24 protein-coding genes and 1 tRNA gene are annotated in these 24,835 nt (G+C 66.6%); 10 read left to right on the top strand and 15 right to left on the bottom strand.

Annotation, left to right across the window (positions count from 1 at the left end; genetic code table 11):
- The first annotated feature begins 130 nt into the window (after positions 1–130).
- Positions 131–1,132, top strand: coding sequence for an A24 family peptidase (locus C491_RS06675; RefSeq protein ID WP_005554731.1), 1,002 nt, complete (start codon positions 131–133; stop codon positions 1,130–1,132).
- Here C491_RS06675 and C491_RS06670 read toward each other — a convergent pair.
- Both C491_RS06670 and C491_RS06665 read right to left on the bottom strand, forming a co-directional pair.
- Entirely contained in the window at positions 1,124–1,354 is a 231-nt protein-coding gene (locus tag C491_RS06670) for a hypothetical protein (RefSeq protein ID WP_005554730.1), read from the bottom strand. The genes C491_RS06675 and C491_RS06670 overlap by 9 nt on opposite strands.
- A 42-nt stretch (positions 1,355–1,396) precedes the next feature.
- Positions 1,397–1,816: an HIT family protein gene (locus tag C491_RS06665; RefSeq protein ID WP_005554729.1), complete on the bottom strand. Its 420-nt coding sequence runs from the start codon at positions 1,814–1,816 to the stop codon at positions 1,397–1,399.
- Between the two features lie 300 nt (positions 1,817–2,116).
- Here C491_RS06665 and C491_RS06660 point away from each other — a divergent pair, with 300 nt between their 5' ends.
- Positions 2,117–4,534, top strand: a complete 2,418-nt coding sequence (locus C491_RS06660; protein WP_152421285.1) for an MEDS domain-containing protein — start codon at positions 2,117–2,119, stop codon at positions 4,532–4,534.
- 10 nt (positions 4,535–4,544) lie between these two features.
- Here the strand turns inward: C491_RS06660 and C491_RS06655 are convergent, their stop codons facing one another.
- Both C491_RS06655 and C491_RS06650 read right to left on the bottom strand, forming a co-directional pair.
- A complete protein-coding gene (locus tag C491_RS06655) occupies positions 4,545–4,979 on the bottom strand; it encodes a Rieske (2Fe-2S) protein (RefSeq protein WP_005554727.1) in 435 nt (144 codons plus the stop codon).
- 49 nt (positions 4,980–5,028) lie between these two features.
- Positions 5,029–5,712 carry a uracil-DNA glycosylase gene (locus C491_RS06650; RefSeq protein ID WP_005554726.1) on the bottom strand — a complete coding sequence of 228 codons (684 nt, stop codon included), beginning with the start codon at positions 5,710–5,712 and terminating at the stop codon, positions 5,029–5,031.
- Between the two features lie 91 nt (positions 5,713–5,803).
- On the opposite strand from C491_RS06650, the gene C491_RS06645 reads away from it, so the two are divergent.
- Positions 5,804–6,031 (top strand): hypothetical protein, encoded by a 228-nt coding sequence (locus C491_RS06645; protein WP_005554725.1) that lies wholly within the window; start codon positions 5,804–5,806, stop codon positions 6,029–6,031.
- A gap of 1 nt (position 6,032) precedes the next feature.
- On the opposite strand, the gene C491_RS06640 is transcribed toward C491_RS06645, so the two are convergent.
- Positions 6,033–6,335: a hypothetical protein gene (locus C491_RS06640; RefSeq protein ID WP_005554724.1), complete on the bottom strand. Its 303-nt coding sequence runs from the start codon at positions 6,333–6,335 to the stop codon at positions 6,033–6,035.
- Positions 6,325–6,474, bottom strand: a complete 150-nt coding sequence (locus tag C491_RS22905) for a hypothetical protein (protein WP_160167143.1) — start codon at positions 6,472–6,474, stop codon at positions 6,325–6,327. Before C491_RS22905 ends, C491_RS06640 begins: the two co-directional genes overlap by 11 nt.
- Before the next feature lie 186 nt (positions 6,475–6,660).
- Here C491_RS22905 and ileS point away from each other — a divergent pair, with 186 nt between their 5' ends.
- The gene (gene ileS, locus C491_RS06635) at positions 6,661–9,861 is read left to right on the top strand and encodes an isoleucine--tRNA ligase (protein WP_005554723.1); all 3,201 of its coding nucleotides are present in this window, start codon (positions 6,661–6,663) and stop codon (positions 9,859–9,861) included.
- 422 nt (positions 9,862–10,283) lie between these two features.
- Here ileS and C491_RS06630 read toward each other — a convergent pair whose 3' ends face one another.
- The gene (locus tag C491_RS06630; RefSeq protein ID WP_005554722.1) at positions 10,284–11,141 is read right to left on the bottom strand and encodes a ribose-phosphate diphosphokinase; all 858 of its coding nucleotides are present in this window, start codon (positions 11,139–11,141) and stop codon (positions 10,284–10,286) included.
- 112 nt (positions 11,142–11,253) lie between these two features.
- Between C491_RS06630 and C491_RS06625 the strand changes: the two genes are divergently transcribed.
- Both C491_RS06625 and C491_RS06620 read left to right on the top strand, forming a co-directional pair.
- Positions 11,254–12,174 (top strand): phosphotransferase family protein, encoded by a 921-nt coding sequence (locus C491_RS06625; protein WP_005554720.1) that lies wholly within the window; start codon positions 11,254–11,256, stop codon positions 12,172–12,174.
- Between the two features lie 42 nt (positions 12,175–12,216).
- Positions 12,217–13,194: a stage II sporulation protein M gene (locus C491_RS06620; RefSeq protein ID WP_005554719.1), complete on the top strand. Its 978-nt coding sequence runs from the start codon at positions 12,217–12,219 to the stop codon at positions 13,192–13,194.
- 352 nt (positions 13,195–13,546) lie between these two features.
- On the opposite strand, the gene C491_RS06615 is transcribed toward C491_RS06620, so the two are convergent.
- Positions 13,547–14,035, bottom strand: a complete 489-nt coding sequence (locus C491_RS06615; RefSeq protein WP_005554717.1) for a cupin domain-containing protein — start codon at positions 14,033–14,035, stop codon at positions 13,547–13,549.
- 406 nt (positions 14,036–14,441) lie between these two features.
- Positions 14,442–15,455, bottom strand: a complete 1,014-nt coding sequence (locus tag C491_RS06610; protein ID WP_005554715.1) for a DUF5784 family protein — start codon at positions 15,453–15,455, stop codon at positions 14,442–14,444.
- A 110-nt stretch (positions 15,456–15,565) separates the two neighbouring features.
- On the opposite strand from C491_RS06610, the gene C491_RS22430 reads away from it, so the two are divergent.
- Positions 15,566–15,739 carry a DUF5786 family protein gene (locus C491_RS22430; protein ID WP_005554714.1) on the top strand — a complete coding sequence of 58 codons (174 nt, stop codon included), beginning with the start codon at positions 15,566–15,568 and terminating at the stop codon, positions 15,737–15,739.
- Here C491_RS22430 and C491_RS06605 read toward each other — a convergent pair.
- The 3 genes from C491_RS06605 to C491_RS06595 are packed head-to-tail and all read right to left on the bottom strand — an operon-like array spanning position 15,736 to position 18,421.
- Complete coding sequence (locus C491_RS06605; protein ID WP_005554713.1) at positions 15,736–16,461, bottom strand: DUF7530 family protein; 726 nt, start codon at positions 16,459–16,461, stop codon at positions 15,736–15,738. The two genes, C491_RS22430 and C491_RS06605, sit on opposite strands and share 4 nt — an antisense overlap.
- The gene (locus C491_RS06600; protein WP_005554712.1) at positions 16,458–17,417 is read right to left on the bottom strand and encodes an NAD(P)H-binding protein; all 960 of its coding nucleotides are present in this window, start codon (positions 17,415–17,417) and stop codon (positions 16,458–16,460) included. Before C491_RS06600 ends, C491_RS06605 begins: the two co-directional genes overlap by 4 nt.
- Positions 17,418–17,476: 59 nt before the next feature.
- Positions 17,477–18,421, bottom strand: coding sequence for a YkgJ family cysteine cluster protein (locus tag C491_RS06595; protein ID WP_005554711.1), 945 nt, complete (start codon positions 18,419–18,421; stop codon positions 17,477–17,479).
- A gap of 80 nt (positions 18,422–18,501) precedes the next feature.
- Between C491_RS06595 and C491_RS06590 the strand changes: the two genes are divergently transcribed.
- On the top strand, positions 18,502–18,747 hold the full coding sequence (locus C491_RS06590; protein ID WP_005554710.1) for a DUF7561 family protein: 246 nt from the start codon (positions 18,502–18,504) through the stop codon (positions 18,745–18,747).
- 88 nt (positions 18,748–18,835) lie between these two features.
- Here C491_RS06590 and C491_RS06585 read toward each other — a convergent pair.
- Positions 18,836–18,924 (bottom strand) — tRNA-Gly (locus C491_RS06585).
- A gap of 181 nt (positions 18,925–19,105) precedes the next feature.
- Between C491_RS06585 and C491_RS06580 the strand changes: the two genes are divergently transcribed.
- Both C491_RS06580 and C491_RS06575 read left to right on the top strand, forming a co-directional pair.
- Positions 19,106–20,941 (top strand): ATP-dependent DNA helicase, encoded by a 1,836-nt coding sequence (locus C491_RS06580; protein ID WP_005554709.1) that lies wholly within the window; start codon positions 19,106–19,108, stop codon positions 20,939–20,941.
- 116 nt (positions 20,942–21,057) lie between these two features.
- On the top strand, positions 21,058–21,720 hold the full coding sequence (locus C491_RS06575) for a helix-turn-helix domain-containing protein (protein ID WP_049891541.1): 663 nt from the start codon (positions 21,058–21,060) through the stop codon (positions 21,718–21,720).
- Positions 21,721–22,340: 620 nt separating this feature from the next.
- Here C491_RS06575 and C491_RS06570 read toward each other — a convergent pair.
- A complete protein-coding gene (locus C491_RS06570) occupies positions 22,341–23,591 on the bottom strand; it encodes a class I SAM-dependent methyltransferase (RefSeq protein ID WP_005554706.1) in 1,251 nt (416 codons plus the stop codon).
- Positions 23,584–24,768, bottom strand: a complete 1,185-nt coding sequence (locus tag C491_RS06565) for a 60S ribosomal export protein NMD3 (protein WP_005554704.1) — start codon at positions 24,766–24,768, stop codon at positions 23,584–23,586. Before C491_RS06565 ends, C491_RS06570 begins: the two co-directional genes overlap by 8 nt.
- Positions 24,769–24,835: the final 67 nt, after the last annotated feature.

Below are 24,835 nucleotides of genomic sequence, written 5' to 3'. Positions count from 1 at the left end.
TGGCGACCCGTGTCGATCCGTCCGGTAGGAGCGATCGGTTCTGTCCTCTTCTTATCTGCTCGAGTTCGCGAGGAAGCAACTGAAACTGGGGCCGAAAAGATAACGCCGTAGCACTCGAGAGTACCCGGTTGTGACACCCCTCGACGTCGCGACGGTTCCGGATCTGCTCAGGCTCCTCGCCGTTCCGGTCTTCGGCTTGGCGGCCGTTCGCGACGTCAGAACCAGGCGGATCTCGAGTTCGCTCTGGATTCCGCTCGCGCTGCTCGGTGGCGTCCTCCTGCTGTGGGACGCCCTCGTGGCCCGGGCAGCCGGTCCCGCCGTCTGGCAGTCCGAGTTTCTCGTCCCGGCGGCGATCAGCCTCGGCTTCGTCGTCCCCTTCGCGTACCTGTGCTGGTGGTTCGGTGCCTTCGGTGGCGCGGACGGGAAGGCGCTGCTGGTACTCGCCCTGCTGTTCCCGACGACGCCGCAGTACGTACTCGGTTCCTGGACGATCCCCGTCGCGGCGTCGCCGGTCGGAGCGTTCTCGTTCGTCATCCTGACCAACGCCGTCGTCGTCGCGCTTGCGATTCCGATCGCCCTGGCGGTCCGAAACGTCGCCGCCGGTCGCCTCACACGGCTCGCCTTCGTCGGCCGACCCGTTCCCTGGGAGCGGGTGCCGATGGCCCACGGCAAACTGCTCTCGGCGCCCAGCGAGGACGGCGGTGGCGGACTCGACCTCGACGCCCTTCGGATGTACCTCCGGTGGCGCGGCCTGACGCTCGCACGACTTCGGGAACAGCCCGATCGGTTCCGGGATCCCGCGACGCTTCCCGACGAGCCGAACCCGCCGACCGACGGCGCCGTCGCCGACGGACCGGTCGGCGACGCGGGTCCCGCTCTCGAGGACCTGGTCCGAGACGGGGGCGACCGATCGAGCGAGTACGACGATCCCTGGGGCGCCGAGGCGTTCCTCGAGGATATCGAGGGGACGGCGTACGGAACGTCGCCAGCGGAGCTTCGGGCGGGGCTCGAGACGCTGGTGACCCGGGATCGGATCTGGATCTCGCCGGGGATGCCCTTCCTCGTCCCGCTGTTTCTCGGACTCGTCGCCGCGCTCACCTACGGCGACGTACTACTGGGACCCCTACTGTAGGGTCCGCTCGTATGTCGGGACGAGGACCGTCCAGAAAAGGACGAACGCGGCGCCGACGCCGATAATCAGCAGCCAGGGCCACTCGGCGACGATCGGCAGCCCACCCAGCAACAGCGAGACGGTGCCGACGAGCAACAGCGCGGCGATGCAGACGCTCGCGAGTTCGATCGTCGCTGCGACGGGGTTGGCTCGCAGCCGAGCGCCGACGTCGGGAACACCCATACGCGACCCTCGAGCGAGGGGATCAAAACTGTCACGGCCGGCTCAGCTTCGGGACTCGATCTCGTCGGCGATGTCGTCGAGTTCGTCGTCGGCGAGGTCGGGCGCCTCGCCCGCGATGCCGTGGATCGGACCGCCACCGTCGCCCTCGAACCGGGGAACGATGTGGCAGTGGACGTGGGGAACTTCCTGACCGGCTTCCTCGCCGTTGTTGAACGCGACCGTCGAGGCGTCGGCGTCGACGGCTTCCTCGACGGCGGGAACCAGTCGGTGGATCGTCGCGTAGAGCTCCGTCGCGACGTCGTCGGGAACGTCGTTCAGTCGCTCGTACTCGTCTTTCGGGATCACCAGCGTGTGGCCCGGCGCCAGCGGGTTGGCGTCGAGGAAGGCGACCGTCGTCTCGTCCTCGTACACGATGCGTGCCGGGATCTCTCCCTCGACGATCTGCGTGAAGATCGTACCCATACGCCAGTGTGTGTCGGCTCGCCGTAAGAAGGTTACCTGTGGATACGCGGGCACCGTCGAGACGCAGCCGTGAGTTCCGGTCGCCGAATCACTGTCTGTGCGTTCCGTGCCGAGGTCCCGACGGCGTCACGACCCGTCGTTCGGCACGGAGCGTATTCAACCCCGAATCTTATCCTCCTGTGTTTGTTCCTTCCCGACACCGATCGCGACCGCCGAAAACGTGTCCCCTCCGGGATCTCGATCGCCCTCTCGCAGCGCAGGCCCGTCGAACCGCCGATAGACACCGCCGTCGTACGTATCATGATCCACTCACCTAACCACGCGGATGATCTGGGACTCGAGGACGGCCTCGAGGCGCTCCGAGCGGGTTCGGAGTTCTCGGGCCCGATCGACCCGGCAGACGAGCACGACTCGTACGACCACCTCGCGCTCGTCCACGAGTCCAGCACCGAACAGCTCTCGACGGTGATCCCGTTCGTCGAACGCGGCCTCGAGCGCGGGGAGCGGTGTGTGTACGTCGCGGACGAAACCGAGCCCACGACGGTCCTCGACGGACTCCGGAACGCGGGCGTCGACGTCGACGCCGCGCTGGACTCGGGTGCGCTCGCGGTCCACACCGCAGCGGACTCGTTTCTCCGAAACGGGTCGTTCGATCCCGACGACGCGATCGCCGTCCTCGAGGACGCCATCGCGAACGCCACCGAGGAGTACGACGGGTTCCGAATCGTCAGCGAGATGAGCTGGGCACTGCGCGACGCCTCCGTCGAGGCGCTCGTCGAGTACGAGAGCAAACTCAACCGTCTCCTGCTCGATGACAACGGGATCGCGCTCTGTCAGTACGACCGCGAGCGGTTTCCGCCGTCGGTCCTTCGCGAGGTCATCGAGACCCACCCCCACCTGATCTACGACGGGACGGTCTGTCAGAACTTCTACTACACGCCGCCCGCGGAGGTTTTCGGCCCCGACGAGCCGGAGCGCGAGCTCGATCGAATGATGGGGACGCTGGTCGACCGCACCGAAGCCAGGGCCGAACTCCGGAAGCGCCGTCGATTCCTCGAGCGCCAAAACGAGATCACGGCCGATCCCGACGCGTCGTTCGGCGAGCAGCTCCAGCGACTGTTCGACCTCGGCTGCGAGTGGTTCGACCTCGAACTCGGCGCGATGGCTCGCGTCGATGCCGAGCGCGACCGGTTCGAAGTCGAGTACACCAGCGACGACCACGAGTATCTCGAGCCCGGCGTCGAGCTCCCGCTCTCGGAGACGTTCTGTGCCGGCACCGTCGGCCTCGAGCCATCGGAGTGTGTCGATGATCCGGAGTCGGACGGGTACGGCGACGCGCTCGTCTACGAGGAGTTCGGGCTGCAGTCGTATCTTGGCACCTATGTCGAAACCGACGCCGGCGCCGACCGCACGTTCTTTTTCGTCTCGTCGGACCGACGGGCGGACGGGTTTACCGACGAGGAGGAGGCGTTCACCCGACTGATGGGACAGTGGGTGGAAGGTCAGCTCGAGCAGCTCCAGCGCGAGGAGTACGAGCGCGCACTGTACGAGATCGCGGCGGATCCGGACGAGCCGTTCGACGAGAAGCTCCAGCGGGTGTTCGACCTCGGCTGCGAGCGGTTCGATCTCGAGCTCGGGGGAGTAGCCCGAATCGATCTGTCGACCGACACGTTCGAGGTCGAGGCCGCAAGCGGCGACCACGAACGCCTCGATCCCGGCACGCAGACCCCGCTGTCGGAGACGTACTGCCGACTGGCAGCCAACGGTGAGCGGACGGCCGAGGTTACCGACCCCGAGCGCGCTGGGTTCGAGGACAGCCTCGCCTACCGGGAACTCGGCTTCGAGAGCTATCTCGGAACGCGGATCGAGCTCGAGAACGGACCCGATCGGACGTTCTTTTTCGTCTCGTCGGAGTCGCGAGACCGTCCGTTCTCGGACGCGGAGCGAACGTTCCACCACCTGATGGCCCAGTGGGTCGCTTACGAACTCGAGTACGAGGAGCGCGAGCGGGCGCTCCAGGCGTCGAACGAGCGGCTCGAGCAGTTCGCCTACGCGGCCTCTCACGACCTGCAAGAACCCCTGCGAATGATCACGAGCTATCTGCAGCTCCTCGATCGCCGCTACGGCGACGACCTCGACGAGGACGCCAAGGAGTTTCTCGCGTACGCGGTCGACGGCGCCGACCGAATGCGTGACATGATCGAGGGACTGCTCGCGTACTCCCGGGTCGAAGCCCAGGGAGACCCCTTGGAGCCGACGGATCTGAACGTGGTGCTCGACGATGTTCGCGAGGACCTCCAGCTCGCGATCCGAGAGAGCGACGCCGAGATCACGGTCGGGGAGCTGCCCCGCGTCGATGGCGATCCGAGCCAGCTGCGCCAGGTGTTTCAGAACCTGCTGGACAACGCGATCACCTACAGCGGCGACGATTCCCCGCGGATCCACGTCGACGCGAGACGACGGGGAGAGCGGTGGGTCGTCTCGGTCCACGACGAGGGGATCGGGATCGAGTCCGAGAACAGCGAGCGCGTGTTCTCCGTCTTCGACCGCCTGCACAGCCACGAGCAGTACGAGGGAACGGGGATCGGGCTCGCGCTCTGTGAGCGGATCGCCGAACGCCACGGCGGCGAGATCTGGGTGGACTCGGCGCCCGGCGAGGGGGCGACGTTCTCGCTCGCGCTGCCCGCAGTCGGCGAATCGACACCGCCGTCGCGCTGATCGGCGCCGACTAGAACTGGACGTGAGAGGTCGAACTCGGTCCCCCATCACCGTCGTCGTCGCTCGTCCCGCCCTCCCGAAGGAAGCTGGCGTCGTCGTCGGTAAGGTACACCTCTCCGTCCTCGACATCGATCCCGACATCGACCAGCGTCGTATTCGCGGCCTCGCCGTTGTCACAGTAGCCCGAGCAGCTCTCGAACACCGAGCCGTGTTTCGGACAGACGATCCCGCCGTCGCGGATCACGGCACCGACGCCCTCACGGTGGAGCCGCTGTTCCTCGTGGGTACACCGGTTGACCCACGCCTCGACGGGGCCGCGATCGTCGTCGTCGCAGGGGACGAGGATCACCTCCTCCTCGTCGCCGCGACTGTCCCGAACCGTAAACAGCCAGGAGCCGTCCTCGAGAACCGTTTCGACGCTCGTCAGTCGGTGTCGAACCGCCATACCTCGAGTTGAGTGGCGAAGGGCTTAGGCGTCGGGGCTGGCGAAGAGCTCAGGCGTCGGAGCCACCGACGAGTTCGTCGAGCGTCGAGCCGATCTCGGCGAGGTACTCCTCGGGTTCGTACCCCATGCGGACGATCCAGACGTCCTGGTAGGACGGGTGGAGAATCGGCACGAGCCAGGTGTCGAGGGTCTCACAGCGGACGGGCTCGAGGACCGAATCGATGAACCCGTCGAGCCTCCGCTCCTCGGCCGCCAGCACCGATTTCGTCGCGTGTTTCCCCGTCGCGAGAACGACGTCGGGCTCGAGGGTCTCGACCTCCGTCACCAGGTGGGCTCGGCAGTTCGCTCGCTCCTCGTCGGTCGGCTCGCGGTTGCTGGTCGGATCCTCCTCGCTCGCGGGAAAACACTTCACGGCGTTCGTGTAGTACGACCGCTCGTCGTGGCCGACCCGCTCGAGCATCCGCCGGATCCGTCGACCGGAGTGGCGGGAGGTGTAGGCCTTCCCCGTCCAGTTGCCCCCCTTCCAGCGGTTGGCGTCGGGGTTTCCGTATCCGGGTGCCTCGCCGACGACGAGTACGCCGGCGTCGAGCGGGCCAGTTCCCCACGAGATGCAGTTGCGGTTCTCGGCGAGGACGGGACAGCGCCGGCAGTCGGGCTCGATGACGTTTCTCGAGTCGGGAAACGGCGGCTCGGGGGCGGTGCCGGAGTCGGTCGCGTCGTTCGAAGCTGGCACGGGCTCGTTCGGGGCTCGAGGCGTATAGGCCGGTCGGATCGCGGTAGAGCGAGGGACAGGTTTACCTTCACCGGGGGACTCTCGGACGACAATGGGTTCCGAACTCATCGCCGAATCGCTTGCACTGTTACTCTACGTCCTCGCCGCGGCCGTCCTGACAGCCGGCGGGCTCGCTGCGGAGTACGCGAGCCTCCAGCACTTCGGCTCCGGCGAGGCGATGGTCGCTCTCTGGCTCGCCGCGATCGGTGCGATCATGCTCTACGCCGGCGTCTACGGCATCGGCTACCAGAAAGTCTTCGCGTCGATTCGCTCGAGCTAACCTACTCTGTCAGTTTCGTCGCCTCGTAGACCAGCTTGACCAGCAACGCGAGCGATCCGACGACGAGGAGGGCGGCGCCAACGAGCGTCGTGAACGCACCGATCCCCTCGTACAGCAGGTGCGGGAACCCCGGCGAACTCGCGGTCCCCGCCCCTCCCGCCTCGAGCATCCACCAGCCGGCGACAACGACCGCGAGGAGTTTCAGTACCTCCCGGTCGAACAGGACTGCGACTGTATCGCGGGCCTCGAGAGAACGCCCGTCACTCGGTCCTCGAGTGTCGGTTTCGGATCGCTCACCCCTCATCCGGTCGCTCCTCGGGCGCGTACTCGCGGTTCGGTCCTCGCGGTGTGACGTCCCGCATCGCCAACCGAGTGCCAACGTACGACGCCGCCGTCAGAAACGCGAAGACGAACGTGAGCCCGACCAGACTGCTGATCGCCATACGGGGTACAACAGGGATCAAACATATAGTGTTTGTTCTACGTTCGGATAGTCAACACGAACCAAGCGGGCGTCCTGAGAGCCTACTTCCGTGTCGTACGGCGGTGGCTGCGAGGTCCCCTGATCGCCGTCGAGCCGAACCTGCAATATCGATTCCTCTTTACCGTCCCGTGCAATTACGTCTGGTATGAGCAGGTTCGGCGAGGTTGACGACCAGTACGACCCCCACGCGCTCGAGCAGCGGGTCTTCGACTACTGGGACGACGTCGACGCCTACGAACAGACGGTCGAGCACCGATCCGACGGCGACTCCTTCTTCTTCGTCGACGGCCCGCCGTACACGTCGGGGTCGGCACACATGGGAACGACCTGGAACAAGTCCCTGAAGGACGTCTACATCCGCTTCCTGCGGATGCAGGGGTACGACGTCACCGACCGTCCGGGCTACGACATGCACGGGCTGCCGATCGAGACCCGGGTCGAGGAACGGCTCGGTTTCGAGAACAAGAAGGATATCGAGGAGTTCGGCGAGGACGAGTTCATCCGGGAGTGCAAGGAGTACGCCGACGAACAGCTCGAGGGGCTCCAGTCCGACTTCCAGGACTTCGGCGTCTGGATGGACTGGGACGACCCCTACCGGACCGTCGAACCAGAGTACATGGAGGCCGCCTGGTGGGGCTTCTCGAAGGCCGCAGAGCGCGGTCTCGTCGAGAAGGGCCACCGTTCGATCTCGCAGTGTCCGCGATGTGAGACCGCCATCGCGAACAACGAGGTCGAGTACGAGGACGTCGAGGATCCCTCGGTCTACGTCAAGTTCGACCTCGAGGATCGGGAGGGGTCGGTCGTCGTCTGGACGACGACGCCGTGGACGATTCCGGCGAACACGTTCGTCGCGGTCGATCCCGACCTGACCTACCAGGGCGTCCGCGCCGAGCGCGACGGCGAGGAGGAGGTCATCTACGTCGCCGAGGAGTGCGTCGAGGGCGTGCTGAAGGAGGGCCGGTACGACGACTACGAGGTCCTCGAGACGGTTACGGGCGAGGAGATGATCGGCTGGGAGTACGAACACCCCCTCGCCGAGGAGGTGCCCGACCACGTCGACGTCGACGACGCCCTCCAGATCTACGACGCCGAGTACGTCGAGGCCGACCGCACCGGGCTGGTCCACTCCGCGCCCGGCCACGGTGAGGAGGACTTCGAGCGCGGTCGCGAACTCGGCCTGCCGATCTTCTGTCCCGTCGCCGGCGACGGCGTCTACACCGACCAGGCCGGCGCGTACGAGGGCCAGTTCGTCAAGGAGGCCGACGAGGAGATCATCGCCGACCTCGAGGACAACGGGGCGATGCTGTCCTCGGGAACGGTCCACCACAGCTACGGCCACTGCTGGCGCTGCGATACGGGCATCGTCCAGATCGTTACCGACCAGTGGTTCATCACGATCACCGACGTCAAGGAGGAGCTGCTCGACAACATCGAGGACAGCGAGTGGCACCCGCAGTGGGCACGGGACAACCGGTTCCGTGACTTCGTCGAGGAGGCGCCCGACTGGAACGTCTCCCGCCAGCGCTACTGGGGCATCCCCCTCCCCGTCTGGACGCCCGAGGATCGAGACGACGACGAGGACATGATCGTCATCAGCGATCGCGAGGAGCTCGTCGAGCGCGTCGACCAGGAGATCGAGCACGGCAGTGTCGACCTCCACAAGGACACCGTCGACGAGCTGACGATCACCGAGGACGGCAAGACGTACACCCGCGTTCCCGACGTCTTCGACGTCTGGCTCGACTCCTCGGTGGCGTCGTGGGGGACGCTGAACTACCCTGCCGACGACAGCCGGTTCGACGAACTCTGGCCCGCCGACCTCATCCTCGAGGCTCACGACCAGACCCGGGGCTGGTTCTGGTCCCAGCTCGGGATGGGAACTGCGGCGCTTGGCGAAAGCCCCTACCAGGAAGTGCTGATGCACGGCCACGCGCTGATGCCAGACGGCCGCGCGATGAGCAAGTCCAAGGACATCCTGATCGACCCCCACGAGGCGATCGACCGCCACGGCCGGGACGTCATGCGACTCTTCCTGCTGTCGAACAACCCACAGGGCGACGACATGCGCTTCTCCTGGGACGGCATGCAGACGATGGAGGACACCCTCCGGACGCTGTGGAACGTCTTCCGGTTCCCGCTGCCGTACATGCGGCTGGACGACTTCGATCCACAGGAAACGACCCTAGACGAGGTTGATACCGACCTCGAGCTGATCGACGAGTGGGTCCTCGCCCGGCTGCAGTCGACGAAAGCCGAGATGACCGAGGCGTTCGAGGGCTACCGCCAGGACAAGGCCCTCGATGCGCTGCTCGAGTTCGTCGTCGAGGACGTCTCCCGATTCTACGTCCAGGCGGTCCGCGAACGGATGTGGGAGGAGGAGGACAGCGCCTCCAAGGAGGCGGCCTACGCGACGATCTATCGCGTCCTGCGGGAGACGGTCGCCCTGCTCGCCCCCTACGCGCCGTTCGTCAGCGACGAGATCTACGGCACCCTCACTGGCGGGGCCGAACACGACACCGTCCACATGTGCGACTGGCCCGACGTCGAGGAGTACTGGGTCGACGACCAACTCGAGGACGACGTCGCCTCCCTGCGGGCGATCGAAGAAGCGGGCGCCAACGCCCGCCAGCAGGCCGGCCGCAAACTGCGCTGGCCCGTCCCACGGGTCGTCGTCGCGGCCGACGACGAACGGGTCGCCGAAGCGGTCGAACGCCATACCGACCTGCTCGAGGATCGGCTCAACGCCCGCGAGATCGAACTCGTCTCGGCCGAGAACCGCTGGGAGGAGCTGCGGTACAGCGCCGAGGCGGACATGAGCGAACTCGGCCCGGCCTTCGGCGGCCGCGCCGGGCAGGTGATGAACGCGCTCAACGAAGCCCGCATCGACGAGCCGGATCTCGAGGCCCTCGAGGCGGCCGTCGACGACGTGCTCGAGGAGGGCGAGTCGATCGAGGAGTCGATGGTCTCCTTCGTCACCGAGACCCCAGACGACATCGCCGGCACCGCCTTCTCGCTCGACGGCGACGACCGCGGGGTCGCCTACGTCGACGCCTCGCTCACCGACGACATCGAGAGCGAGGGGTACGCCCGCGAGGTCATCCGCCGGGTCCAGGAGATGCGCAAGGACCTCGACCTGGACGTCGAGGAGCGGATCACCCTCGAGGTCGGGATCGACGACGACCGTGTGGCCTCGCTGGTCGAGAACCGCGAGGACCTGATCCGCGAGGAGGTCCGAGCCGACGAGCTGCGGACCGTCGAGGACGGTCACCGCAAGGAGTGGGACGTCGACGGGGTCGCGATGGAGATCGCGCTCGAGCCGGTTGCGGCGGCGGAGGCCTCGGACTAGTTCCGTTCGGCGAGAATCACCGATCTTTCGGACGGCTCCGGGCCTGATCCGTGAGGTCCGTTACGGAGTGGTATGTGTGGATCGGCCGGCCTCGGGTCTGCAGTTCCGACAAACCACCGCTGGGTGGGTCTGAAAATGGTCAGGGGCTCTCGCCGTGCTCTCACCGTACTCTCCCCGAGAGCAGGATCTGCCCGCACGAACACAGGGGATCGCCACACGCTCCCCAGCCGATTCGCTCGGTCACTTCGTTCTCTCGCTCATCCCTCGCACAGTGTCGGACCACGGCTCGCTCGTCGCTCGCCGTCGTCCAGTGCGCGCCACCGCAACGTCTCTCGGCCGGAGCAAGCGATCACTGTTCCAACTATACGGAACGCAATTCCCACTCGAGAGGCTGAATACCGAAACCGTGCTCCGTTCTGCCGTTACAGTTCGTCGGCGATCGACGGCGCGACCGAGACCGCGCTGTACTGGCGCTCGATCGTGTCGGTGCCGTAGATCGCCTCGACACCGGCCCGGGAGAGCTTCGTAACGGCGTCGCGAGCGAGCAGCGGGTGGACGCAGGTGACGAACACCCGGCCGACTCCCCGCTCACCGAGGACGCCGACGGCCTCGCTCATCGTCGACCCCGTCGCGATGATGTCGTCGGTGACGACCACGTCCCGATCGGCGACGGCGACGTCGCTGGGCGAGATCTCGACCTCGGTCCCCGAGAGGCGGGTCTTCTCGAAGTAGTCCGTCGCCCCCGCGCCGTAGGCGTCCCGAACCGTTTCGGCGAGTTCCACTGCACCCGCGTCGGGCGAGAGGAAGACGGGATCCTCGAGATCGGCCGGGAGGGGGTTGGCCAGCCGGTCGGCGGCGTCGATGGCGGTTGCCGAGGGCTCGAAAAAGTCGCAGATCGATTCCTCGTGGGGGTTGACGGTGAGCACGCGGTCCGTTCCGGTCGAGACGGCCCGTGCGACGGCTCGCGCCGAGATGGGGTGGCCCGCCTCGAAGGCCTTGTCCTGGCGACCGTAGCCCATGTACGGCAACACGGTCACGACCTCGTCGGCGCCGGCTTCCCGGACGGCGTCCTGAAGCTGGAGCACCTCGAGGTGGGCGTCGCTCGAGGTCGTCGAGGCGACGACGATCGCCCGCTCGACGTCGCGGTCGGCGACGTCGGGGGCGGCCGCGAGCAGTTCGCCGTCGGGGAAGCGGTCGTACTCGACGGCGGCGAGCGGTTCCTCGAGTTCGCGGGCGAGGGCCGCGGCGACGGCCTGGGAGCTGGATCCGCTGACGATCATACTCGTTGCCACAGCACCGCGGGTAAACCCGCTTTCGTTCTCGGCGCCGAAGTCGCCGACGGCCGGGCGGGACGGAAGGGCTACGAACCCGCCGAACGTAGCCCGCGAACGGATGAACTCCGAGACGGTCGCACGGATCGTCGAGGCCGCCCTCGAGACCGAACTGCGATCGATCCGCCGCCCCGATCCGGGCTCGGTCGCCGACACGCTCGTCCTCGAGCTGGCGGACGATCCCGAAACGGCGGTCTGCAAGCGCGGCGGCGCCAGCGTCTGGACTGGTGACGTGACCGAGCCACTGGTCGTCGACCTCGTCGGCGCAGCGACCGAGCTCCCGGTTCCCGAGGTGCTCGCATCGGGCTCGCTCGCCAATTCGTCCGACGATGGACCCCAACGGTGGGCCCTCTACGAGTTCCTGTCGGGTCGGAACCCCGGTTCTACGTACTCGGTCCTCGAGCCCGACGTCCGCGAACGGCTCGTTCGGGAGGCCGGCGAGCTGCTCGGTCGGCTCCACGCGACGGACTCACTCGCGTTCGACCGCGTCGGCGGGGTCGCCCGCGAAGGATCGACGCTTCGGCTGTGCGAGCCCGGGGGCTGGCATGCAGTGGATTTCGGACCCGCGCTCGAGGCGCTCCCGATACCGCCGGCCGGCGATCCGAACCCCCGTCCGGTGCTCACCCACGGCGACTACCAGCCTTCGAACCTGGTGATCGACGCGTCCGGCTCGATCACGGGCGTCCTCGACTGGGGAAACGCCCACGTCACCCGTGCCGAGTACGCGCTGGCCCGCGCCGAGGCCCGGTTCGTCGACGTCCACGCGCGGGAACTCGATTGGCAGGAGCGTGCTCGGCTTCGGACGACGTTGCGGTCCGGGTACGCGAACGAGGCTCGACTCGAGTCGGACGCGGCGCGCCGACTCCGAGCGTACAAACTGCTCTGGATCGCCCAGTCGGCGGCGAACTACGGACGGATCGCCCGCGACGCTCGCGGTCGCCGACAGCTATGGCGCCAGTGCCGGCGACTGCTCAAGCGATAGTCCTGCCGGCGGATTTATCCGCCGTTTGACCCAAGAGAAGGTATGAACGACCGACGGGCCGACGAGGGATCGCTCGAGCAGACCGAGGCGGATCGGTCGGCGCGGGCCGACGAGTCGGCGAGCGAGCGACGCGAACCGCTTGATTCTGAGGGTCGAGAGACTCCATCGAGTCAGCCGCCGGATCCCGACCGAAGCGGGACGGAGCCGGGCCCGGGATCGGATCCGAACCGCGGCTGGGCGACCCTCGCGTTCGCGCTGGCGCTGGTCTCGCTCGTGACGGCAGGGGCGACGGCCGCGGTCCACGACCTCACCACGGCCGCGGCGGGCGCTGCCGTGCTCGCACTCGCGTTCGCCGCACTCGGCGCGCTCGCGCTGACCGAGGGCTCCGGCGTGGCCGCGTCGCTCGCGGAGGGCTGGGCCGAACACCGCCTCTACGTCTGGTTCGCGACAGCGCTGTTCGGCGGCGGGGTCGTCCTCGGGGCTGCACTCGTCGCCGCGGGAATCGACCTCACGGAGCTGTTCCTCGAGCTTCTGAGCGAGGAGTTCGGGGACGAGGAGTTCGTCGACGGCGACCCCGCCGAGGGCGGCGGGATCGAGCTCTCAGCGACCTTCTTCCTCGTCCAGAACACGCCGCCCTTTTTGGCGGCGATCTTCGGCGCGCTCACGCTCGGGCTGGTGACGACGATCATCATGGTGTTTAATGGGATCATCGTCGGCAACATCGCGGTCGTCACCGGGCTCGAGGTCGGGTTCGGTCCGATCGTCGCCCTGCTCGCCCCCCACGGCATCTTCGAGCTTCCGGCGCTGTTCATCGCCGCGGGCGTCGGCTTCCGGTTCCTCCATCGGGCCGGCCAGCGACTCCTCGGCTCGCGCGAATCGCTGTTCACGAAAGCGTACGTCTCCCGGACGACGCTGCTCGTCGTCTTCGGCTGGCTGTTGCTCGCGCTCGCGGCGTTCGTCGAGGCCTACCTGACGATCGTCATCGCGGAGGCGCTGTTCCCGGGGCTTGCCGAGCCGTGACTGATCGATCCGATTTCGTTGCACCATGCTTCGCTACGGACCGGCCGATCCACGGTGCGATGGAGCGCGCTGTCGGTCAGTTCGAACGACGGTGAGAAGCGATCGATCGCACCGTGGAAGGGACGAGTACGTGAGCGGTCGGCGACCCGTAGCGTACGACTCGGCCAGGGAGGGCGTGGAAAGTCTCCGCTGCCAGCCCAACTATAGTAATTCACGGAAATCCTTGCTCATAGGTGCCGAGTGATAACGAAGATCGACGGATGGGGGCTGGCTCCAGTGGTTCGTACTGCAAATACGTTCACCTTTTACGACAGTACACTTCGGTCTCGACCGCGTCGCGGAACACCTCTGCTCACATCGCAAACTCGTTGCCACACTCGGTGCAGGTGAACTCGAATCGGCCCTCCGAATTAATCCTCGTCGCGTGTGGAACTTCCCCCTCACACTCCGGGCATGACACCACCGATTCGAGCTCCTCCCAGTCGTGGGTCGAGCCGGGTGCGCCCATCGCCCAGCCGATAACCTCGTTTCCGTTCTCCTTTTTCGCGTAGCCCATCTGGAACTCTCCGGGTTCGAATCTGATGACTTCCCCTTCCTCGACGGTTACCTGTTCGCGCTCCTTGCCGACCTCGAACACCGCCGTTCCCTCCTCGATGTAGAAGACTTCTTCCTGATCGTGATGCGTGTGAAGGCCCCCGGAGAAGGAATCGCCCGGCGCAAGTTCGAAGTAGTTCATCGCGAAGTGGTCGGTTCCGAGTGCGTCCGAGACCGGTCGGCGCACATCGTGAACTTGCATCGGGTTGACCTCGTTTCGCACGTTATCGATGGTCACTTTCTCCATGCGGAAAGTCAACGGACGGGACGAGTTAATGATGTCGGCTAATAGGAGGGTGTATCGGTTAACAGTCTAAAAACAGAGTGCAAGTTTGTCTTTTGAGATACCTCGATGGGGCGAGAGCTACGGTCACACCAGCGGATCGTGGCTCTCGCAGATGTCGAGATGACGTCTTCAGCAGTGCCTTCACCGTCGCTGGGGACAACGTATTGTCGGCCGAACTTGTCGCCATCATCTCGTGGCTCATACGACCGAAATCCGTCGGCGTAGACGGCCAGCGACTCCTGCTGCACCAGGTCCGCTACAGCTGCTCCGACACGAAGCGGCGGCTCGAGAACGGATCGGACACCGCTGGCGCGGTCTCTTGTCCTCTCCGATCTTCAGCTACAGCTCCCACGATCAACGATCTGCTTCACGAGGGATCGAAAAACTCGATCGTGTCGCCGAACTCGAGCGGGACCGACCCCTTCCGGTAGCCCTCGACGTGGCCGTTCGGGCGGGCGCGGTAGACGACTGCGGGGCGGTGTCGCAGGTCCGGCTGTTCGCCTCGAACTGCGGCCCAGGCGTCGTCCCGGAAGCTCGAGCAGTCGACGAACAACACGGCGCCCCCGCCGTGTTCGGCGAGCTGGCCGTCGGTCTTGGTCTCGGCGGTGTCGCGGACTGCGGCGACGGGGCCGGCCGCGGCCCGGTTGGCCGGCGGCTGGGGTCGGGTTACCTCGACGAGACGGTTCGTCTCCTCGTCCTCGGCCCGGTAATCGAGCGAGTGACCGGTCGTCACCTCGATCTCCGGGGTGACCTCGTAGCCCGCGTCGGTGAGGATCTTCGCGGCGATGAACTCGCCCATCGCGGCGCTCATTCGGACGCGGTCGACGTGGTTGCTGGTGCCGAGCTTCCCGGCCATAATCGAGCGGTAGTCGTCGAGGACGCCGCTCTCGAGGAAGTCCTCGAAGTAGCGGGTCGCTTCGCGGCGACCAGTGTCGGGAAAGCCCGCGGCGTGCTCGCGGAAGAAAGCTCGCGTGGAGTTCCGGCCGTCCTTGGACATGAAGACGGGCAGGAAAAACCACGAGAGGTAGGGGTAGTCCGCGAGCCAGGGGTCGGTCTCGTGGAGCGTCGCGAGCAGCTCCCGCTGGTTCCAGCGGGCGACGTGGTAGGGAACCTCCTCCCAGCCGAACTTGTCGGTCTTCCACAGCGAGGAGGGAGTCTCGGTGTTGCCCATCCAGTAGGCTTCCTCGCCGTTGCGGGCAAAGAGCGCGAGGTCGCCGTTTTGCATCTCGAAGCGGTGTGTCTCCCAGTCTGCGCCGATGTCGAATCGAGGGGTCGCTGCTCGAGCACCGATGTTCGAGCGCAGCGGCCCCAGTATCTCCTGTCGGACTCGTTGCTCGCTCCAGTTGGCGGGCGAGTAACGAAAGCGAAGCGGCCGTGCCACGCCCACAGATTGTGTCCGGGTGGGTATATACTGTTCGCTGACGGGACGACGGAGGTGTGGGTCACCGTTACATTGATAAGCATCAGCTCCCTACAATGTGTATACTTACCATGTCAATGGGTGCCTATGACGAAGACGAACACGAGCGGCGCGAGGCCCAGGCCTCGCGGGTGGATGCGGATTTCGACGACGAGCGGACGATCTACCACGGCACGGTCGAGTACGACGCCGGCGAGTCGGCCGAAGAGTTGCTGAGCCAGTTCGAGGAGATGAAGTCGGATTAGGGGGTCGTCCCTCCGGACTCTTTCTGGGATCGTCGCTGTAACAGTACCGACAGCGTCGCCACCGCGATAACGGCGATCACGTGGCCCACGAGCGCGCCAACCAGGACCGGATGATCGAGCACGAACGGAACGAACAGCAGTTGGACGCCCGCGAACGCCACGTTGAGCCCGTCGGTCCGGGCGTACTCCCGGGTCGTTTTCGGTTCGAACTCGTAGACGATCGACCGCCAGAGCCCGGCGACGGTCGCCCACCAGCAGGTGCCGATCCGGTAGACGACGTCCCAGAGGATCAGCAGTAAGAGGGCGACCGCCAGCGCCGGCGGCTCGGGGCCGAGGATCTCTGTTAACAAGGGGACGTCGCTAGTCCGGGGATCGGTGACGAACAGGTACGTGACCAGCAGGACGAACGCCATCACCCCGAGGACGACCTCGATGTTCGAGCCGAACAGCACGCGTCGATACCCCTCCGGCGACCGAAGCGCACGAACCGAGCGGCTGTACCGGAGCATGAGCCAGCTGCCGACCGCCGCGACGAGGACGGCGACGGTTCCCGGAACGACCGCCCCCCATAGCCCGTAGGTGGCTGCAACCACGAGCAGCGCCGCCTCGAAGACCGCGAACTGGATCCCGATCGCGAGGCGATCCGAGAGGTCGAACCCCGGCAGCGCGCCGACGATGCTCTCGTAGACCCACGTCTCGCCGTACTCCGGAGTCCGAGTCATTCCTCGAGCGGGCGTCCCTCGTCGGGCAGCCCGCTCTCGAGGGTGTCTCCGTCGAGAGTCACTTCCTCGGCGAGTGCGCTGCGGACGGCGTCCTCGAACGGCGTCGGATCGACGCCGACGAGCTCCCGTAGGCGGTCGTCCTCGACGACCACCGGGTTGACCATCCCCTCGATCAACCGGTGGGCGACCTGCGAGTCGACGTCGGTGACGAGGTCGACCCAGTACGCCGACAGTGTCGGCGTCAGCACCGGAACCGGGACGATAACCGGCTCCCACCCTCGCATGATCCTCGCGGTCGTCCGGAGCATTTCGCCGTAGGTGAGCACGTCCGGTCCCCCGATCTCGTAGGTTTCGCCCGCGGTCTCGGGCCGCTCGAGGACCGCGAGCAGGTACGCGATCACGTCGTCGATAGCGATCGGCTGGCAGTCGACGTGGACCCATCTCGGGGTCACCATTACGGGAAGTCGCTTCGAGAGCTGGCGGACGATCTGAAAGCTCGCGCTCTCGCCGCCGATGATGATCGCTGCCCGGAGCACCGTTACCTCGGCGCTACCGGCCTGCAGCTCGGATTCGGCGAGCCGTCGCGAGGCCAGGTGTTCCGACAGCTGCTCGTCCTCGTTGCCGAGTCCGCTGAGGTAGACGATCCGCCCGACGTCGGCGTCGGTCGCCGCCCGCTCGAAGTTTCGCGCGGCGCGTCGGTCCTGTGCGATCAGGTCCTCCTCGCCGCTGCCCATCGTGTGAATTAGGTAGTACGCGACGTCGATCCCCTCGAGCGCGTCCTCGAAGCTGCCCTCCTCGAGGACGTCGCCCTCCGCGACGGTGATCCCGTCGTCGGGCGGCTCGTAGTCGTCGGCGTCCCGAACGAGCACCGTCACATCGTGATCCGTCATCGCACGCAGCGCGGCGACGAGGCGACTGCCGACGAAGCCGGTCGCACCCGTCACGAGTACGTTCATACGATGAGTACGGAGGATCGGTCCTTAACGAGTCGCGTTGCAGCGGCTCTATCCTCGAGTCAGTCCCAGCCTGGCGTATCGGGTGCGTCGCGTCGGTCCTCGATCGTCCTCGCGAGCTCGGGATCCGGATCCGTTCCGCCGGCTCGAGTTCGATCCCGACGTCGGTACCAGTCCTCGATCGCGGGACCGATCCACCCGTCGTCCCCGTTCGTTTCGTCGGCCTCGAGTCGCTCGAGCGCTTGCTCGTAGTGGGGCTCCGAGACGGCGACAGTACCGGGACTCGAGGCCGCGGCGACGGCGATACACTTGGCCCGATCGGCCGACGAGGGCTCGCCTCGCTCGAGTCGGTCGAGCATCCCCTCGAGTTCGTCGGGGCGGGGGTGACAGAACAGCTTCGCGCCCAGCGCCTGCGGACCGAACAGCAGCCCGTCGGGGTCGTCGTGGTCGCGCTCGAGCAGACGTTCCCCGCCGAACCGATCCTCGACGCGCTCGCATTCGGTTTCGGCGCCCAGCGCGATGGTCTGCTCGGGATAGGTTCCGCACTCGTCGGGGAAGCGGTCGCTTCCGTGGATCCGACACTGCAGCGTCGTCGGGTCGAGGAAGACGCAGGTCGGCAGCCACGTCGCCTCCTCGCGGCGGAAGGGGGCGACGGGTTTCGGCGGTTTTCGCAGGCCGACGAAGAAGACCGGACGGCCAGCGACGGCGGCCACGTATCGGTCGCCGACTTCGACGCCCTCGCCCTCGTCCTCGACCGTCCAGAACCGCGGTGTCAGTGCCGCGGCCGACCCTCGCTCGAGGAAGCTCCGGACCTCGTCGCGGGTCAGCGCGACGAAGTTGTAACTGCCGCCCAGCGGCACGCGCTCGGAGAACGGCTGCTCGCGCTCGGCATCGCCGTCGCGTAGTGTGGGTCGGGCATGCTGGCGTCTCTCCGGCTCCTCGTCGGCCTCGAGCAGCGGCCGCCAGTCGAGACAGCAACCCGCACAGCCGCGACAGTTCACCTCCATGGCCGTCGGTACCGCGGCTCCGGTGATAACCGCTGTGGCGCGGGGGAACGACTTTCACGGCTCGAGACGGATACTCGCGCATGGCGCGGGACACCTGCGACGGCTGCGGCCGAACAGTAACGGTCGCCGGCGGTATCGCCAACCTCTGGACGTTCGGCGAGGACGACGGTAGCCAGGGCTCCGCGATGACCCTGGAGTTCGAGAACGGCTCGGACCACCTGCTGTGTTACCCCTGTATCGCCGCCCTGCCGGACGAGCCGACGGACGCGGACGTCGCTCGGCTGGAACAGGTCGACGGGGAGACGTCGCGACTCGAGTCGGTTTGAGGCGGCGCCGGAAGGAGGGACGAGAGAGCGAGCGTGTGACACACCACCGAAAGCACGGTCGCGATCGAGTTCGACCCGGCGCCGCGAGCGGAAGGGGTGGGATTTGAACGCCACGAGGCACGATGGCCGCCGCGGGCCTGACGGCACCGCGGTGCTCTACCGCTGAGCGACCCTTCCGTACTCGCAGCCAAGGGTGGGAACCGTATTCGTAATCGACCCGCTACTCCGGTCGTATCGACCGCCTACGCCCCGACAAGTGATAATTTCTCGAGTTGCGAGGAGCGAAACGGACGACGGGAGTTGCACGCGGCGTAACGGTTCGCAGCCTTTAGGACGCGACCGCCCCGTGGATCGAACGGTGAACCCCGAGCGGATCTTCGACGCCTTCCCCGCGCCGAGCTACCGCGGGGCCCAGGAGCAGGCCCTCCGCGACGTTCGCGACGCGTTCGCGGCCGGCAACGACGTCGTGTTGGTGCGCGCGCCGACGGGCAGCGGGAAGTCCCTGCTCGCCCGCGCGGTCGCCGGCTGCGCCCGAACCGTCGAGGAGGCCGAGCCCAGCGAGGCCGCGGGCGCCTACTACACGACCCCGCAGGTCTCCCAGCTCGACGACGTCGCGGCCGACGACCTGCTCGCCGATCTGAACGTCATCCGTGGGAAATCGAACTACACCTGCATCCTCCCCGACGAGCGCGAGACGCCTGTCAACCAGGCCCCCTGCGTCCGCGAACGAGGGTACGACTGCTCGGTCAAACACCGGTGTCCGTACTTCTCCGACCGAGCGATCGCCTCGAACCGGTCTATCGCGGCGATGACGCTGGCCTACTTCATGCAGACCGCCGGCAGCGAGGTGTTTCGCACGCGTGACGTCGTCGTGATCGACGAGGCCCACGGACTGGCGGAGTGGGCCGAAATGTACGCGACGATCCAGCTCGGGCCGCGGACGGTGCCGTTCTGGGACGAGCTCCGTGTTCCGGAGGTCGACGGTCTGGATCGAGCGGTCCGGTACGCCGAGAACGTCGCCCAGATCTGTACCCGCCGGAAGGACGAGCTACTGTCCCAGGAGTCGCTCACGCCCCGCGAGGTCCGCCAGCGCGACCGCCTCCAGGAGCTGATCGGCGAGCTCGACTGGTTCGTCTCGGACTACCGGGATCCACAGAGCGCGACGACGTGGTTAGTCGACCAATCTGACCTGCGCTCCAGCGAAAACGAGGGCGACGGTGGTGGTTCAGAGGGGGACGGCGAGAAGCTCGGCGGCCCGCTGACGATCAAGCCGATGGATCCCGAGCGCTACCTGCGCCACACGGTCTGGGACCGCGGGAACAAGTTCGCACTGCTGTCGGCGACCATCCTGAACAAGGCGGCGTTCTGTCGGCAGGTCGGACTCGACCCCGCCGATGTCGCCCTGGTCGACGTCGAGCACACGTTCCCCGTCGAACACCGCCCGCTGTACGACGTCACGCAGGGGAAGATGACCTACGAACACCGCTCGGAGACGACGCCGAAGCTCGCCCGCACGATCGTCCAGGTCATGCAGGAACATCCCGACGAGAAGGGGCTGGTTCACGCCCACTCCTACGACATCCAGGAGCGGCTGGCCGACCTCCTACGGGACTTCGGTGTCGGCGATCGAATCCGCGTCCACGACCGGGACAGTCGCGACGCCGCCTTAGAGGAGTGGAAGGCGAGCGACGACCCCGACGTCTTCCTCTCGGTGAAGATGGAGGAGGCGCTGGACCTCAAGGGCGAGCTCTGTCGCTGGCAGGTGCTCTGTAAGGCGCCGTTTCTCAACACCGGCGACTCGAGGGTCGCCCACCGCCTCGAGGAGGGCCAGTGGGCGTGGTACTATCGGACTGCCCTGCGGACGATCATCCAGGCCTGCGGCCGGGTCGTCCGCGCGCCCGACGACTACGGCGCGACCTACCTCGCGGACTCGAGCCTGCTCGACGTCTTCGACCGCGCCCGTTCGGATATGCCCGACTGGTTCGCGGCGCAGGTCGATCGGATGGAGCGCCCGGAGCTGCCGGCGTTCGAGCCGCAGGCGGCGGTAAGTGAGGGCTCGAGTTCGGGCGGTCGCTCGCGAGGCGGTTCGGGGCGGAACTCGAGCAGCGCCCGCGGTAGTTCCGGTTCCCGGTCGCGCTCGAGGAACTCCTCCGGCTCGAGTCCGTTAGCGGACGTCTGGGATACGGACGGATAGCGGTGGCCGTGTCAGGACAGGATCAAGTAGCGGGACAGCGGAGAGCCGGCGTTCGGCCGACCTTCTGCATTCGCTTCCCGGCGTACGTTTCTTTGTAGCTCAGGACAAGCAACAGTATGAGCGTCGTTGCGGAGTTTTCGGTGAGATCCGACGACTTTGCGCTGTGCCATTCGCTCGCGGAAGCCCCGCACATGGTCGTCGAAATCGAGCAGGTCGTGGCGACGATGGAGGACAAAGTCATGCCGTACTTCTGGGTGAGCGGCGGGGATCACGCTGAGTTCGAAGAAGCGTTCCAAAACGACGGTTCGGTGACCGACGTCGCTCGTATCGATCGGGTGGACGACGCCATCCTGTACCGCGCCGAGTGGACGAAAAACGTCGAAACGATCGTGTACGCGTACGTCGAGCTCGGGGCGACGATAATGGAAGCGGTCGGGAGGGATCGGTACTGGGAGCTGCGAATGCGATTCGACGACCGAGAGGCGCTCTCGAAGTTCGAAGACTACTGCGAGGAGAACGGCATTTCGTTCGAGCTCAACCAGCTGCAAGAGCAAGAACAGCCGATGGCGAGCGCGCAGTACGATCTCACGACGAAACAGCGCGAAACCCTGGTGACCGCGCTCGAGGAAGGGTACTACGAGGTTCCGCAGGGGATCTCGATGAGCGAACTGGCGGACGACATGGGCGTCTCTCAGCAGGCCCTCTCGAAGCGCTTCCACGCCGCACACAGGAACCTCATCACGAGTACGTTGACGTTCACCCATCCGGACGATCAGTAGTGCGTTCTGCGATTCGAGAACGACGTTGTCCATACAACCTGCGATATTTTCCGTCGGAGGCATCTCTGTGCTCGTATGACTACTCCCCCGCAAACGCAGGAAAACGACGCTGAAGGGACCGAGCGACGGACGAAAGCGGCCGCACGGTGTAGCGAGTGCGGGAGCGTCTACTCGGCGTGGGTCTTTTCCGATAACACGGTTCAGCCCATCGGCCTGCCGAGGGGCTGTGACTGCGGCGCCTCCGAGTTTGAAGCGATTTCGAAGTAAGAGCTACAACCGCCTGGAACGCGACGGTCTGTTTGATCGGGATTTCGCTTTCGGGAGGTGTCGGTCGGATCAGTGTCCCCTCCCGTTCGCTCGAGCTCGCCGCGAGTCTCACCTGAACGACGAAACGATCGCGCACCGGTTCCGGGTTTGGCGCGAACCACCCCGCACGGGTTCGATCCCCGCCCCGCCGAAGGGGACCCGCGGCGGTAGTCGCCCGGAGACGTCAGAACGCCGCCGTCGCGCCCCAGGCGACCATCGAGGTCACCATGAGCACGACAAACAGGAGCGCGATGATCTGGTTTCGGTCCATACGTACGCGCAGTCAGCCCGGCAGTAAGAATGTCACGCTCGACTCACTCGCCGAACCGCGCGTCGACGACGACGTGGGCGACGCCCGCGCTGTGGCTCTTGACCCGTCGCGTTTCGAGGACCTCGAGCGCTCTGCCCGCGTCCGCGGCGGCAGCTTCGAGCCGTTCGATCGGGCGATCCCATAGCCGTGACTCGGGAACCGCCTCGTGGTAGTGGACGATCCCATCGGGTACGAGGGCCTCGAGGGTGGCGGGGAGGAACTCGTGGGCCTCGCCGACCCTGGCGCTGTGTGTGTCGTCCGTCTCCTCTCCCGTGTCGTCGTTACGTCCGTAGTAGCCCATCACCACCCTGTCGACCTCGAGGTCGCCCGCGACGTCCCGGCAGTCGGTCATGTAGGCGTCGACCCGGTCTGCGACGTCGTTGAGGACGGCGTTCTCGAGCAGGTAGCGGAAGGCGGTCGGATTCAGCTCGGTCGCGGTGACGGTCGCGCCCGCGCGGGCCACCGGGAGCGTGAAGTAGCCGATACCGGCGAACATATCGAACACCCGCTCCCCGGGCTCGACGACCTCGCCTATCCGCGCCCGCTCGGCCTGGTTTCCCGGCGAGAACATTACCTTCGCGGGGTCGAGCCCGTACCGGGTCCCGTGTTCGGTGTGGACCGTCTCGGTGTCCGTCTCGCCCGCGAGCAGGCGGGTGCGGGGTTCGCGGTAGGCGCCCGCCGTCCCCTCGTTGGCAATCCCCTCGTCGGCCAGCACGCTGTCGGCCCCGCCGTGGAGCTCGAGCAAGGCCTCGGCGACGTCGGTCTCGTCGGGGCACTCGGTCGGGATCGTCACGAGCACGACGGAGCCGATCACGGCCCACGAACCGGGCGCCCGCTCGAGGTCGTCGTCGCTCCAGCCCCGTTCGGTCAGCAGGTCCTCAAGGTCCTGACTCCGGAGTTCGGGCTCGAGCTGGCGGACGACCTCGAGGACGCGCGTTTCGGCCGGGGGCTCGGTGATCGGGAGCGCGATTCGCTCGGGATCGTCCTCGCGAGTCGCGTCACCCTCGGTTGAAGCCGTTTCGCTCACAGCCCGGTCCGCCTCGAGCGCGTCGTCGGCTCGCCCGCCGTGGTCGCGGACCCCGTCGCTGACCGCCTGGACGCGCCGCGAGTCGTCGTAGACGCCCTCGGCGCGAAGCGACTCGATGGCCGTTTCCGTTCGCGTCCGCTCGACTATGGCCGCCAGCGGCGCGTCGGCGCGCTCGAGCGAGTCCATCGTCGTCGTCGCGTTCGGCTCGGGATCGGACTCCTCAGGCATCGTCCTCGTAGGGGTCGTAGTAGCCGTCGTCCTCCTCGTCGCCGGTGTCGGGGTCGGAATCGGGCAGGACGTGGACCCCGGCGCGGCTCTTCAGCACGGGTACCGTCTGGGCGTCGGGATCGAAGTAGTCCGGCCGAGCGACCGTCTTGGCCTGGAACGTCTCGGGATCGAGCACCTGGACGGCGTTCTCGTCCTCGACGGTGACGACCGTCGTCTCGACGGCGTCCTCGAGGTCGCCGAGCCTGCGGGCCTCCGGCGAGTTCCCCTCCTCGTAGCTCGCCTCGTAGCGATCGCCGGTCGTCACGCGGGTTCCCTTGAGGTTGCCTCGGGCACTGCGGACGAGGACCGGCCCGCCGTCGTCGTTCGCCAGGTCGATGACTTCGCCGGGGGTGTACGGCGGGAGCCGGACGGCGAACGTTACTCGATACACTTCGTTGCCGTCCTGGTCCTCCGTGACGAGCGTCTCGGCGTCGTTGACGGTCCCGCCGAACTCCTCGACCATCTTGTTCGAGATCTTCTTGCCGATCTTGTTGGTCGAGACCTTGATGTCGAGTCCGTCGTCGGTTTCGCTCGTCTCGGTGACGAAGGCGTTGCGGTCGCCCGTCGCCTCCATGTCGGCGACGACCTGGTTCGCGATCTCCTTGGCGCGGTCGACCTCCTCGCTCGTCGGCGTTCGGTCCTCCGCGCGGATCTGGACGATGCTGGCGTAGTAGTCGCCGGCGATCCGACCACACCGGGTACAGGTCTGACGGGCGATCTTCACCGGTACCATCACCTGTTCCTCGACGGGCGTGTCGCGGACGACGCCCGTGAAGTAGGCGTGCATCCGGATCGTGTTCTCGCCGACCTGTTCGGGCTCGACCTGCCAGGCGACGTCCTCGACGTCGACGTGGACCGCCAGGGCCTCGCTTACCTCCTCGATGGCGATGTCGGTGTAGTCCTGTGCGCCGACGTCGACCCACCGGTTGCCGCGGTGGACGGCGCCACAGCGGGCACAGACCTGGACGTCGATCCGATCCGGCGCGTCGATGAAGTCGAAGTCGTCGAAGTAACAGCTGTCACAGAGTTCGACCTCCGTCCCGGGTCGGAGCGGATCCGCGGCCGCGTCCGCGTCGCTCGCCGATCGGTCGGGTACCGGATCCCCACACCGGGGACAGAACGCACGCGACTCACTCATTGTCCCCGATTGGGCCGTGGCGGTGTTAAACGGCCCGCTCTCGGCTCGTCGCTTGCACGCCCGAACT

Origin of the sequence: Natronococcus amylolyticus DSM 10524 (assembly GCF_000337675.1) — an archaeon.
Classification (GTDB): Archaea; Halobacteriota; Halobacteria; order Halobacteriales; family Natrialbaceae; genus Natronococcus; species Natronococcus amylolyticus.
The sequence above is the reverse complement of the archived record's forward strand: the minus strand, read 5'-3'. Positions and strand labels throughout refer to the sequence as shown.